11 protein-coding genes are annotated in these 16,482 nt (G+C 37.5%); 4 read left to right on the top strand and 7 right to left on the bottom strand.

The window, feature by feature from the left end; genetic code table 11:
• Nucleotides 1-66 precede the first annotated feature (66 nt).
• Both H6G59_RS16810 and H6G59_RS16805 read right to left on the bottom strand, forming a co-directional pair.
• Complete coding sequence (locus H6G59_RS16810; protein WP_190716372.1) at nt 67-2,652, bottom strand: GAF domain-containing protein; 2,586 nt, start codon at nt 2,650-2,652, stop codon at nt 67-69.
• Nucleotides 2,653-2,955: 303 nt separating this feature from the next.
• Entirely contained in the window at nt 2,956-3,081 is a 126-nt protein-coding gene (locus H6G59_RS16805; protein ID WP_190716370.1) for a CopG family transcriptional regulator, read from the bottom strand.
• Nucleotides 3,082-3,503: 422 nt separating this feature from the next.
• Between H6G59_RS16805 and H6G59_RS16800 the strand changes: the two genes are divergently transcribed.
• A complete protein-coding gene (locus H6G59_RS16800; RefSeq protein ID WP_242038899.1) occupies nt 3,504-4,223 on the top strand; it encodes a hypothetical protein in 720 nt (239 codons plus the stop codon).
• Between the two features lie 165 nt (nt 4,224-4,388).
• Here H6G59_RS16800 and H6G59_RS16795 read toward each other — a convergent pair whose 3' ends face one another.
• Both H6G59_RS16795 and H6G59_RS16790 read right to left on the bottom strand, forming a co-directional pair.
• Nucleotides 4,389-5,279, bottom strand: coding sequence for a nuclease A inhibitor family protein (locus tag H6G59_RS16795; RefSeq protein ID WP_190716368.1), 891 nt, complete (start codon nt 5,277-5,279; stop codon nt 4,389-4,391).
• The gene (locus tag H6G59_RS16790; RefSeq protein ID WP_422602611.1) at nt 5,276-10,984 is read right to left on the bottom strand and encodes an alpha-2-macroglobulin family protein; all 5,709 of its coding nucleotides are present in this window, start codon (nt 10,982-10,984) and stop codon (nt 5,276-5,278) included. The genes H6G59_RS16795 and H6G59_RS16790 overlap by 4 nt, the downstream gene beginning before the upstream one ends.
• Before the next feature lie 318 nt (nt 10,985-11,302).
• On the opposite strand from H6G59_RS16790, the gene pbpC reads away from it, so the two are divergent.
• From pbpC to thyD, 3 genes are all read left to right on the top strand, one after another.
• The gene (gene pbpC / locus H6G59_RS16785; RefSeq protein ID WP_242038904.1) at nt 11,303-13,543 is read left to right on the top strand and encodes a penicillin-binding protein 1C; all 2,241 of its coding nucleotides are present in this window, start codon (nt 11,303-11,305) and stop codon (nt 13,541-13,543) included.
• 98 nt (nt 13,544-13,641) lie between these two features.
• Entirely contained in the window at nt 13,642-13,791 is a 150-nt protein-coding gene (locus H6G59_RS16780) for a hypothetical protein (protein ID WP_190716362.1), read from the top strand.
• Nucleotides 13,792-14,013: 222 nt separating this feature from the next.
• On the top strand, nt 14,014-14,934 hold the full coding sequence (gene thyD, locus H6G59_RS16775) for a thylakoid membrane protein ThyD (RefSeq protein ID WP_190716360.1): 921 nt from the start codon (nt 14,014-14,016) through the stop codon (nt 14,932-14,934).
• 113 nt (nt 14,935-15,047) lie between these two features.
• On the opposite strand, the gene H6G59_RS16770 is transcribed toward thyD, so the two are convergent.
• The 3 genes from H6G59_RS16770 to H6G59_RS16760 form a co-directional block, all read right to left on the bottom strand.
• Nucleotides 15,048-15,290 carry a hypothetical protein gene (locus H6G59_RS16770; RefSeq protein ID WP_190716359.1) on the bottom strand — a complete coding sequence of 81 codons (243 nt, stop codon included), beginning with the start codon at nt 15,288-15,290 and terminating at the stop codon, nt 15,048-15,050.
• 71 nt (nt 15,291-15,361) lie between these two features.
• Entirely contained in the window at nt 15,362-15,784 is a 423-nt protein-coding gene (locus H6G59_RS16765) for a tetratricopeptide repeat protein (protein WP_071190804.1), read from the bottom strand.
• Between the two features lie 91 nt (nt 15,785-15,875).
• Nucleotides 15,876-16,232: an iron-sulfur cluster assembly accessory protein gene (locus tag H6G59_RS16760; protein ID WP_026104201.1), complete on the bottom strand. Its 357-nt coding sequence runs from the start codon at nt 16,230-16,232 to the stop codon at nt 15,876-15,878.
• Between the last annotated feature and the right edge of the window lie 250 nt (nt 16,233-16,482).

The following is a 16,482-nucleotide window of genomic DNA, read 5'->3' as shown; positions in this document are numbered from 1 at the left end:
GATGGCGTAGGCTTTTAGATGATTTTGTAGCTTGCTTCGATTTAGGGCTATGGTAGCGATTAAAGCTTATTTTTCCTTAAACGTCCATACCCCGTCATCCCAAGTTGCATCTGATGGGGGTGATTGTAACCAATGCTGACAACGGCTTATGTATAACATGGCAGCTTTGTCGTTGTTGTCAGCGGATAAGGCTTTAACAAATTCTGCTTGAGCTTGGATGAACTGACGATTCAGATAATACTCACGCCCTTTATGATAATGCTCAATTACTTCTAGTTTGGTATTATCGATGGCATCAGAACGTAACCCGATTAACTCATAGATGGCTACAGGTTCATTTCGCCCTTTCACACGAATGTAATCGAGTTCCCTAGCCCAAATGTCTTCTTGGCAGAGTCGATATGTATTGTCGCTGATAATAATATCGCAACCGTACTGTTTGCTAACGCTTTCTAATCGAGAACCAAGATTCACACCATCACCAATAGCGGTAAATTCCATCCGCTTACTAGAGCCGATATTGCCACTAATCACGGTATCAGAATTAATGCCGATGCCTATTTTGATATGGGTTTTATTAGCTGCGAGACGATCTGTATTTAATTGTTGCAAGCGAGTCCGCATTTCTAAAGATGTTTGCACCGCCATCCGCGCGTGTTGCTCTAAAGGTAGGGGTGAACCAAATACGGCCATAATGGCATCGCCAATATATTTATCCAGAGTGCCTTTATGTTTGAAGACAGCTTCTACCATTGATTCAAAATATTCATTGAGCATACCCACCACTTCTTCAGCTTCCATATTTTCTGTGAGGGTAGTGTAGCCACGAATATCTGAGAATAAAATAGTAACTTCTTTGCGATCGCCTCCTAATTTAGCGTCATCTAATTTCAGCAGTTCTTCTGCCAATTCCTGAGTCATGTAACGGTACATAGTGCTTTTGAGCCGCTTTTCATCACTGATATCGTCCATGACTACTAGTGCGCCGCAGACTTGATTTTCGTCGCTGGCATCAGCAATGGTGTTGAGTGATAAATTGATACTATGCTGCTCTTGGCTGGTCGTCAGTAGTGTGCGATCTGGGTAATATTGCTGACTAGTTTTTAAATGATTTGCGTATAAAGCATCTGCAAACCACTTACTAAAATCGCCCTCTTTAATATGCACAACATCACTAACCAGTTTGCCTTCTAAACGTTCGTCATTATTAAACCCTAGCAACCGTTTAGCGCTTTCATTAGCAGTGATAATGTATCCGGCTTTATCTGAGGAAATTACACCATTAGAAAGACTGCGGAGAATATCCCGTTGCATTTGTTCTTGTTGTTTGATTTTGGCAAACAACTGAGCATTTTGCAGTGCTACACCTGCCTGAATATTAAAAGCTTCCATGAACTCTTCATCATTATGATCAAAACTAGCTTGGAAGCAGTCAGGAGCTACAGGCCAATTAGCAGGATCATAAGCAGGAAATTCTCCTGTTTTCTTTTTATTTACTAATTGAGTAACACCAATCAATTCTTTATCACTATTAAAGACTGGCATACACAGCAAACTACAGGTACGATAGCCATTTTGCTGATCCATTTTTTGGGCTGTTTCTGAATCTGGATGCTCATACAAGTCAAAGGGGATATTTAACTTTTTGCCAGATGCAGCAACGATGCCAGCAAAGCCTTTACCTATGGGTACTCGCAATTCTTTGGTTGCACCATTACCCTGATGAATTTTCGTCCATAATTCATGGTGATCCTGGTCTATTAACCACAGTGTACTGCGATCTGCATTCATGAGTTCCTTCGCTTCATCCATTACCCGTTTCAGGGTATCTTCTAAATCAAGACTACTTTGACTTAGAGACTTGATCGCCTTCATCAGTGCCGCTACTGCCCTTTGTTTTTGAGTAGCAATATAAAAAGAGCGCGATGACTCTAAAATCAGGCGAATGGAAGGGGCAAAATCTTGAAATAATTTTTCATCTGCTTCAGTAAACCCCTTTGTATCAATGCGATCCGAAAGGGGATCATTGGGATTATGTAGGTATTTTAGTTTATTTAATAATTGTACTACCGCTACTAATTGTCCGTCTTCGTTTAACAGAGGTAAAGCCAACATTGTATAAGTGCGATAGCCATTTCTTTTGTCTTGCTCTTGAGCAAATATTGACCGTTTATCATTATAAAAATCAAAGGGGATATTGATTACTTTCTTTAAAGTCGCAACTTCCCCCGCAATACCTTTGTTAGATGGAATCCTAATCTCTAAAAGCCGCTTACCTTGCCCTTCAGCTAAAGTAGACCAGAGTTCTTGGTTTTCTTCATCTAATAAAAATATTGTAGTCCGGTCTGCTCCTAATAATTCTCCTGTTTTCAAGGTAATTGAATGCAACATTTCCTGTAAGATTGTTTCAAAACCCTGATAATCCAACATGGATAAGGTTTCATTGACAATCCGTAATTTATGCTCAACTTCCTGAACTACTTGTTTAAAACTGTCTTGAGTCAGGGGAGCGAGAAACTGAGAAATAGTTCCTTTTCTTTTGGATAGACTGACTACAGGTGAAGAGTCTGTTTGTAACTCATAGGTTTCTTGGTTTTGAACACCAATAATCAAATCCGTGGTCTCTTCAGCATTTGGTTGGTGTACTGACATAACTTTATTTGATATAGTAGGATTTAGAATTTACGAATGATCAACTGTGCTATTAAACTTATTTATGTTAGGTTTTGGGTCTAAGTATGATTGCTTGAAAGTATACCTCCTTAAATTAAGGATTATTTAGCCCTGTTGATCCTGTGCAATAGAGAGGCTGAACAATTCACAATTCACATTAGGGTTAAAAACTACTCCTATAGTTGCCAATGCCAGATATAAAAGCCGGAAGGTTTACCAATCATTATATAGGAATATAAGCGGCTTTTAAACCTCTTTATTTGTTATTTTGGTTTGATGTTTTCATCCCCGCACCAATTCCTGCAACACATCTGTTTGATTTCTACCAGTTTGTTGACAATACTCTCGGAGTAAATCTTGCTGTGGTTGTGTCAATCTCAATGTCATGTAGATTTCAGGTTTAGGCATATTTAAGATACCATTAGCTGCGGTATATAAATTTTAGTAGATCTTGTAATTCTGCAAAGGAGGAATAGATTATAGTACTGCAAATAGCTCAAATAGTCTAATTATAAGTATTACTAATATAAAATTCCCAATTGGTATCAATCACTTCAAAAAACCAAGATTAGAGAAACTCTTACATCTTGAAAACCATACCCCTGCTTTGCTAAATGGTATATCCAGGATTAGCAGGGGAATTTCTGGGCAAAATAGGTTCAAAATCAGAACTATAAATGTGTAAAATTTAACTTGTTTTTAGTAATTTACTACAGGATTGGTGCAATTATAATTACCTTACTAATCATTACGTAGTTATTAATTTTCCTTTATACAAAAATATTGTATTACAAAAAATCAATACTCAGGTTTCTTGGTTAAAAATAAATATGCAATATCAACCAGAAACTTATAACATTTTGACAAAAACATTGGCAGAAAGTATCGCAGATGCCAAACAAGCAGTAGAGGATGAAGTAGTTAATGATTTGTGGGCATTATCTCCCAATAATCCCCAAGTTAAATGGAGAGAAAATAATGGAAAAATTGAATATTTAATGTCAACTTGGAAATATGTGAATAATCCCAGTGTAGATTGGCCAGTGGGTTCAAAAAAACTGCTACCCTATCAAACTTGGTTTACAGCAGTCCCACAAGTTAAACAATTTTGTCAGCAATATCAAGGCGTTGATAGCAATATTCCTGATAATATTGAACTTTCATTGAGGCTACAACAGTATTTAGGTTTGATTTTAAATAAATATTCCACTAAATCCCATTTTGTAGAAATGTGGGTAAAAGCGGAAGATTTAAGCAGACCATGTATTGATTCAGAAATTAACGATTCTAGTTGTAATCTTTTGCCTTTACCTATTCCTGATAGCAGTCCTGTAGTCAAGGCAATATACACTAATTCTTACACGAATGCCAACAAAGAATATTATCCTTGGTCAGGTTTAGGCTATACATACGATTGGGGAAATCAGCAAAAACCTCATGCAGGTGCGAGTGAGTTTATTATTAACCCAATGCCAGAACAACCTGTAGAGGTGGAAGTTGTTTCTGTGACACCTACTCAAGAATACTGTCGGAATCAGATTGTCCAGTAGGTAATCTCACATCTTGCATCTTCACAATCAGGTGGGCATTGCCCACCCTACTAATATGCCGGAAATAAATAATTTTGGTTGATATAAATGATGTCTAATTTGTATAGTGCGTAAGTCCTATGTTATTCCCTATTCCCTACTATGCCCTACTATGTAAGTTTATAATTAAGCCCAAGCTGCTAATGAAGTTACACCAGCCCAGTCACCAGAGGGAGTTTGACCAATTATATAAAAAACATAGGAAACCGTCATACCAAACATATAAGTACGTAAATTGGTAATATTTTCTGCCAAAAATTCATCTAAAACTAGATAAACTTTAGCGTCTTCCAGTTCTTCTTCATCATATTCCTCTTCATGGAAAAGTTTACACACAGGAAAAGTTCTTGCAAAACCAACTGCTTCTAATAAACTATGAATCATCACTTCTCTGGTTGCACCTACTCTCACCGTCCAACCTTTATCTGTATAAAAACCAAAAATTTCTGGTTCGTAAAATTCTAAATCTTGTAAAATTGGTTGTAATCTATTGAGTAAATTAATTGTAATTTCGGTTTGTGGTTGATATGCAGTTAAAAATATTTGTTCTGTATTATATATCCCCATTTGGTCGCAGTCTTCAGCATCTGTAGGAATATTCGGAGAAATTCCTATCCATTCCCCGGATGTGGTCATTCCCACAATAAGATGAAAGCTATCTTTTGGGTCATGTAATGTCCGAATTTTCAGTAATTCTATATTGGTAAGATGAGATTGTAGTAAATCAATTAATGTTTGATAATTTGGCAATGTTTCTGGACTACGATTTTCAGCTTGTGAGATAACAAACTGCCAATACTCTTCTAAATCTCCAGTTCTCATGATTTGCCCACCTTCGCTGTAACCCAAGAAATTTGGAGTTTCAGTTTTAAGTAAATTTTCTATACTTAATTCTCCTTGCGCTTCTATTTCCCAAATAAAAGGGTGAATAGGGTGAGATGAACAACTCACAGGAAACTCTAAGTCTCTTGCCATTTCTGTAAGTTTGGCTAATAATTCAGTGTTACTAGATTTCATTTGATTACCTCATCTATTATGTTCAATTTTATATCCGCAGTGCGTCCAAATTCCTCTGGTGCATATTGTAAATACACCTGCGAACCAGGCCAAAGGAATGTACCAGGAGTCACAGAACGGACTAAATAATGTAAACTGTAAACTCCTGGTTCGAGATGATCTGCATAGGAAATAATTCGATCTTTATAGATTGTTTTATATCCTAATTGCCAATTATCGGCTTTGGCTTGTAATGCCGGTGTCGCAGTTTGAAAACTATCATCTACAGCTTCAAAACCCGCAGGTAAGGGATCTTTAATCACTACATGATCTACAGGATGATCTGTAATTATTTCTAAACCAATATCAAAAACTTGTCCTGGTTGTAAAGTTACTGGTTTATCAAAAGCATACATTCCCGTTTTTTGGATAACTTTCTCGGAATTAACTTTACTAATTTCTCGTGTTATCCGTAAACCATTAAATCTTCCTGGTTGATTTCCTGGCAAGCGATAATTGTAAGCGACTAAATAATGTAAATTACCTTGACCAGATTTTTGCAAAACTAAATCATGACGACCAAGAGGTAATTTATTCATGGGGACATTTACCTGAAAGCTAGGATTTTGGTAGCCATTAAAACGATTTTCTCCTAATTTTTTACCTGCTAATTTTACCGTAGCTACAAAATTAGGTGGTGTGGGTTGGAGTTGACTATACTCGACTAAAGCTGTTAAGGCTTGGGCGTTATTATAACTTGTTTGCCATGTGCCATTTCTACGGAGATTCAGCAAACTTTGAAGTAATTTATCAAGGATTTCGGCATTAGCTTTTTGGTTAATAAATAGTCTTAAAGCTTGGGCTTGTGTTGTGGTTTGTGAATTCATCCATCCCCAACTACGGGGTAAATTCACAACTGCGGTACGTCCAGTTTCATAGATATTCTTTTGTAACTGAATTCGCATGATTTGCGCTTCATTTTGCCATTCAGAAAATTGAGATAAATATCGTGCTAATTTAATTTGGGTGACTACATCAAAAGCTTCACGTTGTTGATAAATATCTAACAAAAAACTATTGCGTTTATCACCTAATTGTGATAGGGCAATTAAAGCATTAAGTTGCAGTTGAGATTTACAGAGTTTTTGTTTACAAAAATCGTATTTTCCGGGGTTAGTAAGAACATTTTGTAAATAAGTTTTCAGGCGAGATAAAATTTTAGAATCGACTAAACCAGGATAAACTTGATTAGCTTTGATTAGTGATTCGGCGGCGTAAGCCGAAACCCAAGGATCTGATTTTTCTTGTCCTGGAAAAGCGACAAAACCACCATCTGCTATTTGCAGTTTTTGTAATTGTTCAATTGCTTGATTTGCTTGTTGTTGGGGATTAAATTCTGCAAATGTTTGGTTATATTGTTGGGTAAGAGTTTGCAGATTTGCAGCAATTAATAATTGACTTGCGGCTGGTTCTGCAAATGGTAAATTATGATCATCTAAAACTTGTTTTACTGGGGCTTTAATTTCAGGAATTAAAGTACTGGCTAATTGAATATCTAAACCTCCTGTTTGCGGGAAAGTATTATTATCAACATTCAGGGGAATTTTTACTTGTTTTTCACTTACACCAGTTTCTACAACTTGTTCTGTAATTTCTAAGGGTTTAATTTCCAGAGGAACTGTAAAAGCATCGGCGGTATTATTTAACCCTGTTGTAAATGTAACCATACCTTCACCAACATTACCAGCCACCATTGGGAAACGATAACCTTGGGTTCCTGACTCAACTGGTGTTTGTAGAGTTGTCGTTGTGGGGTTATTTTCTGCGAACTTGAGAGAACCGCTAAGTTCACCGCGAATGTTGAGGTTTCCAGTGTTTGTGGTGGTGTTGGTGACGGATAAACCTGCAAGAATGCGATCGCCTGACCGGGCAAATTGTGGCAAGATAGCATTAGTTAATAATGGCTTTGTGGTGATAAATGTCGCTTCACCATTCCCAAAACGCAGATTTCCGTCCACAGCAATAACCATAACCCGCCATGTTGTTAAATCATCTGGTAATTTAAAAGTGATTTTCGCTTTACCTTTTTCATCAGTAATTACTGAACCATTGTAATAAGCTAAAGCTTGAAAATCTTTGCGAATGCGAGTATTTGCTAAAGCACTGGATAAACCACCTCCATAACCCCAACCTTTCGGTAACATTGCAGCTAATTGTGTTAATCTCACATCAGGACGGTTATCACTAAAACGGGTAGAAATCGGCTGTTCTGCATAAACAGTATCTACCAAATTTGGAGGACGATAACCAGCAAGTTGTAACACCGCTTCATTAACAACCATGACAGTAAATTGTCCTGGGGTTGGCTTTTCTTGAATATCTGTTAATTCCAGTTCTAGGGTTTCTTCTTTTCCCGGTTCTAAGGATTTTTCAACTGGGTTAATTTGCATTTTTAAATATTTATCTGCCAAATTAACTTTAAACGGTGCAAAACCAATCCGCGCCAAATTTTCTAAACTTCCTGTTTCTACTTGATTCAGTGGTTTACCTTGTCTGACTAACACCGCTTCTACAGATGCATTGGGTAACATTTCTGGCGTAACTATAAACTGAATTTGTGGCGCACTTCCTTTAACTTTGGTTACTTGCTGATAGAGAGGTTTATCTTTAATTACAGCAAAATATAATTCCCCTTCTGGGTAAGGAGATTGAATCAAAGCGGTAGCCGTCTCACCAACTTTAAATTCTTTTTTATTTAATTTAACTGACAATTTATTTTTTTCTTCTTCACCCCAAAATACTTGATTTTCTCCTGTTACCCAAATTTGTAAATCTGTGGCTGTATTGTCATTGTTAGTATCACTAAAATTAGCCCGAATGCGATATGAACCTGATGCGGTTGGTTTTAAATTTACTGTTTGGGGAATATTAGAAGATGTAAATTCAATTTTAGAAACTGTTTGATATTCAACTTGATTTTTGGGAGTTTTGCTACCTTCAACTACTTGGGTGACGCTGTTATATTTCATCTGTTGTAATTCCAGACGCACCTGTTGATTTTCTAATGGTTTTCCTGTCGCGTCAGTCACAATAATTTCTATAGGAACATCTTTACCAGCATCAGCTACAAAATTGCTTTTTAATCCAATAAGTCTATTACTAGGTAAAGCGGTAAAAGTTTGAGAATTAGCAACCGATAAATTAGAAACATCTGCCACTTGTACATCTACCCGGTAAGTCATGGGATAGGGTAAATCTGACGCTACCGTTACTGTTTGACTATTTTTACCATTAGCATCAAGCTGAGTAGTAGTTTGTAAAACATCGCTAGAGAGATTCGGACTTTCTTCAGGCCAAAACCATTGTCTACCAAAACTAAATTCCTCCCAACCTTTAGGAATAAAATTCGTCTGCTGACGAGTAATAAAATACTTGGCTTCTCCTCCTTCGACTGGTGAACCAAATAAATAATTACTAGCTACATCTGCATCAACTTTATTACCAATGAGTACAAATTCTTTATTTAGCTTTAAATCAACTTTGAAATTCGGTGGTTTAAACTCAGCAACTCGAAATTCACCAGATATTTCTCGCTTATTTTTACCTTTAGCTTGAATAGTATAATAGCCTAAAGGTAAGTTTTTTTGAATTGGTATCTCTAGAGAAAATGTCCCGAATTTATTTGTAGTTTGCGTACCTAAATCAGTATTTTCTCCGTTGGGATTGACTAAAGTTATTGTATAAGTTGCGTTTATATCTTCCTGAATTGCCCCATTTTCTAAAAAATACGCAAAACCAGTAAACCAAGCTTTTTCTCCTGGTTGATATAACTTTCTATCTGAAAATATTACCCCTCGTGATATCGGTTTTCCATCTTCCCAACCCGTATCAATACCGTAACCATAAGCACCGCTATATTCCTGAGTTCTGGTAAAAGCCCAATCTTGATTTTCACTAGCAATTACTAGAAATTTCGGTAATTTTTCCTGATTATCATAACATTTTTGTAATTGATCATTGCCAACTTTAAAAATTCCATTTTCATCAGTTTTCCCATTTGCACAAGGTACAGGTTGAGGGCGAGATTTTTCATTTAATTTTGATTGATAGATTTCAATATTTGCAGCTTTGACTGGTGAACCATCACTAAGATGATGAACTCGAATTAAACCCGATTCTGGAAACCATTGACTAAATACACCTAAATTAGTTAATTGCACCATTCCATAAGTCGTCGGTTCTCTCCACAATTGCTGAGTATTTTCTTGATATTTATTAGTTCGTGCTTGCACTCCATAAGCTAACATTCCCTTATTAGCACCTAATTTTTCTTTAAGGGGAACATTCACAGTCACTGACTGATTTTTCTTAACTGCTATTTTGAAACTCTGCCACTTGGATGGTGTTGGCAATAAATCATCAGCATTATTTGTATAAACTAAGTCCGTTGGTTTAATTATTCGATAATCTGCTTTGTATTTTGCTTCTGGTAAATTGATAGTATCAATATTTAATTGTAAATCTTTATCTGTGGGGAAGATATTTAAATCAGAGGGAACTGAAATATTGCCAGCTAAGTCACCAGTGTTATATTTTATTGTGAGAGGTTTACCCAATGTTTGCCCAAATTTATCTTTCAGATTTCTGCCAATATTAATCGTATAAGTTGTAGCTGGTTCTAAAGCATAAGGATTAATACTAACAATTCTATCTTGATCATAGATTTGCAGAACTCTATCAATGTCTTTAGGTGACGGATTAATTTTAATATTCTCTTTGACCGAATCTGGTAATAAGACGTTATTAAATTCTAGCTGGGGACTACCTTTAATAAATCTACCATAAGTTCCGGCTGAGTCAGGTTGTCCATAAGATTTAATTCCCTGAAATGCTAAAGCAGAATAAGTCGCTAACTTACTAACAAACTCTTTCTCACTGGGAAGATTTCCATAAGCTGGAAGTATACCTGGAGAAAATACTAACCTGTAATTATTAGATCTTTTAAGTTCTCTTCTAGGGGTGATATTATAAATCCAATTTCGTGCAGAAGCATCAAACTTTTGGAAAGGATCTAAAATTTCCGGTTCTGCTGATTTTGCTAATTCCACCTGAAAACCTAAACCTTGATTTTTGCCTTGACGAATTAGCTGTAAATGCTGTTGTACAGAATCTAAATCTAGTTCAATATTGGATGTAAATTGCAACTTAGGCTGTAAATCAATTGGTTCAATTTCTGCTTTTTCAGCAGGGTTAACCCCTGGTAAATTGCTGATATTAATGGGTTCAGTGTTAAAAGTCCAAGCTAAATCTTGATCTAAACGATGATTTTTTAAATCTGCTAACCCAGCTTTGAGAGTAACTTTAACTCGCGTGGCTTTGGGTAAAGCTTTATCCGCTTGAAAACCTACCATACGCGGTGTTAAAAAGCGAAATTTTCCAGGTAAAGGTGGCCAAAGAGCAAATTTAGTTAATAAATTCTGCTGTTCTGAACTATCAAGACTTTCAACGGGAATTAAAGCTTCTTTAAACCGAATACGAATTTGACTCAGAGTTTTTGCATCTCCTAAAGGACTTATTTGTTCTATCCAGTCTGGTAACTTTGGCGGTGCAAGAGATGTAACCGTTGGTAACTTTTCTTTATCTGGAGTGATACCCACAAAATTACAGCCACTTATGCCTAATATAAAAGTGATGACAAATAGGAATTTAAGAAATCTTCTCAACATCATATTAAATAAATTTAAAAAATATCAATAATAGACAATGCCCACCTTCGTTGTTTACATAGATACCTAATCTAGTGAGATTATTTCCAACAATTCATACAATTCTTAACATTTCAGGAATATTGATTTTTTGCGGAATCTCTTTTACCTAAATTGAAGTTTCAAATTATGAACTTTAAAACTCGTAACCTCAAAACTCCCACTCTCTGTGTCTCTGCGACTCTGCGTGAGATAAAATCATATTGCCGTTATCCCAATAGATATAAACCTCTTAAAATCATCTTAGCTGTAATTATCTTCTGCTTGATAGTGCGCTTAATGCCTTATCTTGCACCTATTCATAGTGTAGATATAGCCCAAAAGCAGTTAGCAATGGAATTTACAGATCGTAATGGTTTACCATTGGGAACCATACTAACCCGTGACCAAGAACATACAGCAATTATCCCATTAACTCAGATTTCCCCCCAATTTATCAACGCTATTTTAGCGGCTGAAGATAGTAGCTTTTATCAACATGGGGCGTTGGATATAAAGGCAATTATTCGCGCTATTAAGGAAGCAATTCATGCGAAAAAAATTGTTTCCGGTGCTTCGACAATTACAATGCAATTGGCGCGGATGTTAGATAATTCTCCTCGGAATATTTCGGGAAAGTTACAGGAAATTTGGCTATCTTGGCGGTTAACTGCGGGAATGAATAAAGATGAAATTCTCTCTGCTTATATTAATCGTTTACCAATGGGGGGAAATATTTATGGTGTGGAAGCAGCAGCGCGGATTTATTTTTCTATTTCTGCAAGTGATTTAAATTTAGCCCAAGCTTCACTGTTAGCGGCTATTCCTAATAATCCTACATATTTTAATCCTTATGCACATTGGGAAAGATTAAAGAAAAGGCAGAAATATGTTTTAAATCGCATGGTACAAGAGGGATATATTTCTCATCTAGAAGCAAAACGCATATATACAGAAAAAGTTGTATTTCAATCTCGTCAAAACGGAATTATTGCTGCACCACATTTTTTGTTTTGGTTAGCACAAAATACCCCACCCCTAACCCGTAAGCGAGGAGAGGGGCTGGAATCTTCTCCTATTCAGACTACGATAAATCGACCTTTACAGCAGTTTGTGGAAGCACAGGTACAGCAGGTTATTTCTACACTTGCTGCTAATAATGTCCATGATGCAGCTGCGTTGATAATTGACAACTACTCTGGGGAGGTTTTAGCTTATGTCGGTTCGCCTGATTATTTTAATGAAGTGAAATTAGGAAGAAATGATGGAGTACAGGCGTTGCGTCAACCAGGTTCTACCCTCAAGCCGTTTGTGTATGAATTAGCTTTAGAAAAAGGTGCAATTAAACCTAATTCTATTTTGGCGGATGTCCCTTCTCATTACGCGATTCCGGGGGCAAAATTATATAGCCCTACAGATTATACTAACAGCTTTCTTGGCCCCGTGCGGGTAAGAGTTGCTTTGGCAAATTCTTTAAATGTACCTGCGGTAAAGGTGTTAGAAAAAGTTGGTGTCCAAACCTTTTTAAATCGGTTGCATGAGTTGGGGTTTGCACATCTAAATCAAAGTGTTGAATATTACGGTTTGGGGTTGACTTTGGGTAGTGGAGAAGTGAGTTTATGGGAACTCGCCAGGGCTTATTTAACTATGGCGCGTTTGGGAGAAAGTACACCATTAGTAACTATATTAACGGAACCTCAGACCCCAACTTCCCTTTCCCCAAGCAAAAAGCCAACGTGGCAATTAATTATCGATATTTTAAGCGATCGCTATGCCCGTGCTACTGCTTTTGGTGTAGACTCGGTGTTAAATTTGCCCTTCCCTACGGCTGTGAAAACTGGCACTTCATCAAATTATCGTGATACTTGGACTGTGGGCTTTTCTACAGATTACACTGTCGCTACTTGGGTAGGCAATTTCAGCGGTGAACCAATGCGTCAGGTGTCTGGTGTGACTGGGGCTGCACCTTTGTGGAACCGGATTATGTTACACCTGCACGAACATCAATCACCCGCAGATTTTCCACATCCAGAAGCAATGGTGCAATTACCCATCTGTGCTATTTCAGGGTTAAAACCTACACCTAATTGTCACTCAGTGGTACAGGAATATTTCTCTCCTGAAGATAAAATTGCTTATGAAGATCAGCAAAACTTCCATTTACCTCCAGAGTATGATGAATGGTTAGCAAAACAACCACAATTTAACTCTTTTGCTGCTAATCAAATCAGAATTTTATCTCCTCGTGATGGTGATTTATTTCTAGTAAATCCCGGTGCAGAAGGACAGCAAAAATTAGAATTTAAACTAGCCGGCGCATTTAATCAACCGATAGAGTGGTGGCTGAATGGTAAGAAGTTATCTACACAATCAGCTAATGCTTTATTTTGGCATTTACGCCCTGGTAGTTGGACTCTGGAAGCCAGAAGTAACCAGATGAGTGATAGGATAAGTTTTCAAGTTGAATTAGCTAATAACCAACCAATCCGCTCAGGTTTTTCTGTAGTCCATCCCACAAAATCCCCAGATTCTGGCAATTAATTGAGTTTTTCAAAAAACCAAATTTATCTTCCGGAAATTCCTGTCAAAAACTTGATGTTATAAATTAAGACTGAAGTTTTTATCAAATTCATCTAGCCATGACTAACACACAAGAAAACAAATCTGCCAAAAAGACAAAACAGTCTTTTGGATCTGTTGATATTGGTACTCCTAAAGTGCCAGTTCGCAAAAGCAAAGCCAAAAAGCAGGAACGTGAATTACTCAGCGACTGGGAAGACGCGAGTTAATTGGAGAGCGAAAACTTGAACAAAGACTCCGCGTACCTTTGCGTTTACCTCAGCGAGCCTCTGCGTTTAAAAGTAGAGTTCCAAACCATCTTTAGTATATAATCAGTGTCCTATCAGCTTTTTTCTCAGGCAAAAAATCACACTTCGTTTGTACAAGCTGAAAAACCGTTAAATCGAGGTAAAAAGCAAGACTGTACAATAGTGATTTAGCCTAAGTTAAAAATGAAAGTAGCAATTACTGGAGCCACAGGATTTGTCGGTAGTCGTTTAGTAAAACGGCTACAAGATGAAGGTCATAGAATACTAGTTTTCAGCCGGAATACTGGCTTGGCCCATAAGGTTTTTCCCTCTCAGGCTTTCCCAAATCTAGAAATATTAGCCTATACACCGGGTGTATCTGGTGCTTGGCAAGATGCTATTGCTGGTTGTGATGGTGTAGTGAATTTGGCCGGAGAACCTATTGCTGAGGAACGTTGGACACCAGAACGTAAGCAGAAAATTCTCAATAGCCGCAAACTCGGTACACAAAAAATTGTGGAAGCTATAGCTAAGGTTAATCCTCAGCCAACTGTGTTAGTCAACGCTTCGGCTATTGGCTACTATGGAACTAGCGAAACTGCTACCTTTGATGAAAATAGCCCTTCTGGTAGAGATTTTCTGGCTCAAGTCTGCCAAGAATGGGAAGCCGAAGCACAAAAAGTGAAAGATGCTGGTGTGCGATTGGTAATTTTGCGCTTTGGGATTGTTTTGGGCAATGGTGGTGCTTTGGGGAAAATGATTACTCCTTTTAAACTCTTTGCCGGTGGACCCATTGGTAGTGGTCGGCAGTGGTTTTCATGGATTCATATAGACGATATAGTTAACTTAATTCTGCAAGCTTTAACTAAGCCAGAAATGGAGGGCATATATAATGCTACTGCTCCCAAACCTGTGCGAATGACAGAGTTAAGTTCAACTATGGGACAGGTAATGAATCGTCCTTCTTGGTTGCCTGTGCCGTCTTTTGCTCTAGAAGCTATGTTAGGAGATGGGGCAGTAGTAGTGTTAGAAGGTCAGCAAGTTCTCCCCAAACGCACTTTAACATCAGGTTTTGAGTACAAATATCCCAGTTTGCCAGCAGCACTGACGCAAATTCTTGAATAATTTGTAATTCAATTTTAGATTGGTAATTGGTAATTGGTAATTGGTAATTAAATCATTATTTCCTATTGCCTATTCCCTATTACCTGTCACCTGTCACCTGTCACCTGCCATAACTAATTTTTCATCAATTTCTTAGACACCCAACTGGTAATGCCACTCAGTAGCGCCCCACCCATAAGGATGCCAATAGCTGGGTTAAATACAGGTATCCACAGTTTATGCCATAAATCTAAACCTAAGTTGATTCCTGAAGCATTACCAGCAACCGCGACAGCAAACCAAACAAAACCTAAAATCACCAGGAAAACATCAGCAACTAATAATAAGTTTAGCCAGTTTAATAATTTATCTTTCATCTTGTATAAGCTTCTAGAATTAGTGATAATAATTCGTAATTCCTAATGAATTACGAATTAAAAATTACAACTTATTTTTCAAATAGCCATTTTTGGACTTTTTCTAAACTCTTCCAATCTGGTTTTCTGCTTAAACCATCGGCAATGCTACTTTTAATTTCATCTTCCCATTCTTGGTTGACAAATATCAACTGTTGTGCAAAATCGATGTGTTCGCGCAGACCTTTTTGACCTGTTTCCAGCATGGCTAAGGCCAGATTAATCCTGGCCTGTGGGTCTTGTGGATTCAACTTGACTGCTTTATTTGCAGCTTTGTAAGCTAAGTTGGCTTTGTTATCGAGTAGATATAACCAAGCCAGACAAATCCAAGCCGAACTAGTTTTAGGAGAGCGATCGCACACTTCTTTAAATACCGGAATGAGCGATTCTACCGATTCTCCTGCTTTATAACGTTCTAAACCTGTGTCAAACAGTTCTTCAATTGTTGTAGTCATTGGTCAAACAGGTTATTGGTCAAACAGGTTATTGGTCAAACAGGTCATTAGTTCTTCACAACTGACGACTGACCACTAACAATTGACTATATTACACACCAAATGACTTGCCGCAACCGCAGGTTTGGGAGGCATTAGGGTTAGTGAATTGAAACCCACCACCGATCATGGCATCACTATAATCAAGCATCAAACCGTACAAGTATAGTAGGCTTTTGGGGTCGCAGACAATTTTGAAGCCATCATAATCAAAAACTTCATCCTGAGGGGTGATCTTACTACTGTCCTCAAAATCCATCATGTAAGACATCCCGGAGCAACCACCTTGACGGACTCCCACCCGTAAACATAAATCTTGACCTTGCTTGCCTTGAAGAGATTTTACCTGGTGTAATGCTGATTCGCTCAACAGAATGCCGCGTTGTTTAGCTTGAGTCGCTTGTGTCATGTGCTGTTTCAACTCCTGATTTAATCTCATCATTACCCGGCACAGGCTTGTAATAGCCTTGGGGTTGCTTTTTCTAGTTTTATTCCATTCTAGCTGCATTCATGTCTCTAAACGCTAAAAAAGTAAACACCTTGTCAACAGAGAAAAAGGATTTTTATTCTAGAATTGAGAGATTCGGTGTATTTAGAGATGGGGTATTTTTCTGTTTTCAGCCTTGGAGCCAAAGCCGAGCAGCAACCATTCTTCAGGT

Origin of the sequence: Anabaena lutea FACHB-196 (genome assembly GCF_014698305.1) — a bacterium.
Classification (GTDB): domain Bacteria; phylum Cyanobacteriota; class Cyanobacteriia; order Cyanobacteriales; family Nostocaceae; genus Anabaena; species Anabaena lutea.
Note: the sequence above shows the minus strand (reverse complement) of the source record. Positions and strands in the feature narration are given on the sequence as shown.

Excerpts from the sequence above, each read along its gene's own strand:
- H6G59_RS16800 (WP_242038899.1), top strand. The coding sequence starts at position 3,504 with ATGCAATATCAACCAGAAACTTATAACATTTTGACAAAAACATTGGCA.
- H6G59_RS16760 (WP_026104201.1), bottom strand. The coding sequence starts at position 16,232 with ATGACACAAGCGACTCAAGCTAAACAACGCGGCATTCTGTTGAGCGAA.
- H6G59_RS16770 (WP_190716359.1), bottom strand. The coding sequence starts at position 15,290 with ATGAAAGATAAATTATTAAACTGGCTAAACTTATTATTAGTTGCTGAT.
- pbpC (WP_242038904.1), top strand. The coding sequence starts at position 11,303 with ATGCCTTATCTTGCACCTATTCATAGTGTAGATATAGCCCAAAAGCAG.
- H6G59_RS16765 (WP_071190804.1), bottom strand. The coding sequence starts at position 15,784 with ATGACTACAACAATTGAAGAACTGTTTGACACAGGTTTAGAACGTTAT.
- H6G59_RS16790 (WP_422602611.1), bottom strand. The coding sequence starts at position 10,984 with ATGTTGAGAAGATTTCTTAAATTCCTATTTGTCATCACTTTTATATTA.
- thyD (WP_190716360.1), top strand. The coding sequence starts at position 14,014 with ATGAAAGTAGCAATTACTGGAGCCACAGGATTTGTCGGTAGTCGTTTA.
- H6G59_RS16780 (WP_190716362.1), top strand. The coding sequence starts at position 13,642 with ATGACTAACACACAAGAAAACAAATCTGCCAAAAAGACAAAACAGTCT.
- H6G59_RS16795 (WP_190716368.1), bottom strand. The coding sequence starts at position 5,279 with ATGAAATCTAGTAACACTGAATTATTAGCCAAACTTACAGAAATGGCA.
- H6G59_RS16805 (WP_190716370.1), bottom strand. The coding sequence starts at position 3,081 with ATGCCTAAACCTGAAATCTACATGACATTGAGATTGACACAACCACAG.
- H6G59_RS16810 (WP_190716372.1), bottom strand. The coding sequence starts at position 2,652 with ATGTCAGTACACCAACCAAATGCTGAAGAGACCACGGATTTGATTATT.